This is a genomic window from Xanthovirga aplysinae (genome assembly GCF_009711365.1).
Classification (GTDB): Bacteria; Bacteroidota; Bacteroidia; order Cytophagales; family Cyclobacteriaceae; genus Xanthovirga; species Xanthovirga aplysinae.
The window spans coordinates 1-1,740 of sequence record NZ_SMMB01000461.1 but is presented as its reverse complement, the minus strand read 5'-3'; the positions used below and the strand labels follow the sequence as shown (position 1 = coordinate 1,740).

Sequence of the window (1,740 nt, the reverse complement as noted above, 5' to 3'; positions counted from 1 at the left end):
TCTATATTCTGGTTTTCATAAGGATCATTCAAAAAGGAGAATGGAAAAAACTTTTGGAAAAAGGCTAAACAGCAATTTTAATCTGATTTTAATCTAGACCTTAAAACCATCCCTTACCTTTGTGATTCAATGATTATATTTTTTAGGAGGGCTCTATGATAAACTTCTTCCGTATCTGTAATAATTCATATTGGTTAAAAAAGATTCGAGTTGCAATTCTCACTATGACAAGCTTGGCAATCTTTGCCTCTTGCCAGTCCGATATGGAAAACCTATTGGAACCATCCAATGGCCTTCCTGTTCTTGATCGTTGGGAGGAGATGACAGCTCTTTCCACAGATAATCTTAAAGATATTTATGAAAACGCTGAAGAGATAAAATATCCCGTAAAACTTTATAAAATCACCTATCACACTCCTTTTAAAGGCAGTGATATTCTCGCATCAGGAGTTATTATTTTACCTGAAACCAACAATTCGCCCTTCCCTATTGTAAGTTTTCAACATGGAACCATTACCAATGAGAAGGATGCTCCTTCCAACTTTTCATTAGCTTCTTTAAATGCTGAAAGGTCCCCAATTGAAACAGCAGGTTTATTCGGATCAGCAGGTTATATAACCTTTTTGTCTGACTACATTGGTTTTGGAGAGTCCAAGGAAGAAGTTCACCCGTTCTATAACAAAGAGTTTCAAAGCAGTGCAAATAGGAATATGATTCAGGCGGGCATTGAATTTCTAACAGAAAATAATATTTCTTTTGATCCTAAACTTTTTCTGTACGGTTATTCGGAAGGAGGATATTCCACCCTAGTCACCCAAAAGACTATTGAAGAAAATCCTTTTGGAAATCTAAAATTAGCTCATGTTGCAGCTGGGGCTGGTGGTTATAACATTGATGATATTGTAGGTAAAATATTAGATAAAGAAGAAAATGACAATCCTTCCTTTCTAGCCCAATTGGTTTATTCTTACCATCATACAATGGATTTTGATCAACCCATTTTTCATTATTTTCAAGATTCCTATGCTCTTGAAATTTCCGATTTATTTAACGGCTCACATACCCTAGCGGAGATAAATGAACAATTACCAACTAATCCAAATAATCTCTTCAAAACGGACTTTCTTTCTGAACTAAAAGAGAATGAAAATAGTGAATTTAAAAAGGCTTTAAAGAAAAATAATATAAATGACTGGAGCCCCAATACCCCTTTAATGTTATTGCATAGCCCCGCAGATGAGATTATCCCTTTTGAAAACAGTCAGGAGACTTATGACAGAATGATTTCAAATGGGGCTGGTGATCTTACACTTTATACATTAAATGGGGATCTTTCTCATGCTGAGGCGGACCTTCCGGCTGCAAAAGTTGCCTTACAATGGTTTAATAGTTATAGTGAAGAGTAACTAACAAAATAAAAACTCAACTAGGAAAAACCATTTCACAGAGGCAGCAAGTTCTTGTCTAACAGTTTCCCTTGAGAAGGATATTCCAAAATAATAACCCCTCAAAATTACATCTGCGACTGAAATTAAGCACCTAACTCTTTTGATTGCCGTCAGTTAAATGAGCTATAATCCATCGCTTCCACGAAAATCGCATTTAAGGATTGTTCCCTTAGGCTTATATTATATTTTGAAAGATTAAAAACATCTTACCTCTTTAAGGGCAAAATTATAAATTCTATATATTGTTATTTTTTTTAAACCAAAAAAGCCGAAGTTTTTTATAAAAAACTTC

Annotated in this window: 1 protein-coding gene; it reads left to right on the top strand. The window is 34.5% G+C overall.

Features of this window, described 5'->3' with window-relative positions:
• The first annotated feature begins 155 nt into the window (after positions 1-155).
• Positions 156-1,406, top strand: a complete 1,251-nt coding sequence (locus tag E1171_RS01810) for an alpha/beta hydrolase family protein (RefSeq protein ID WP_155203493.1) — start codon at positions 156-158, stop codon at positions 1,404-1,406.
• Positions 1,407-1,740 lie beyond the last annotated feature (334 nt).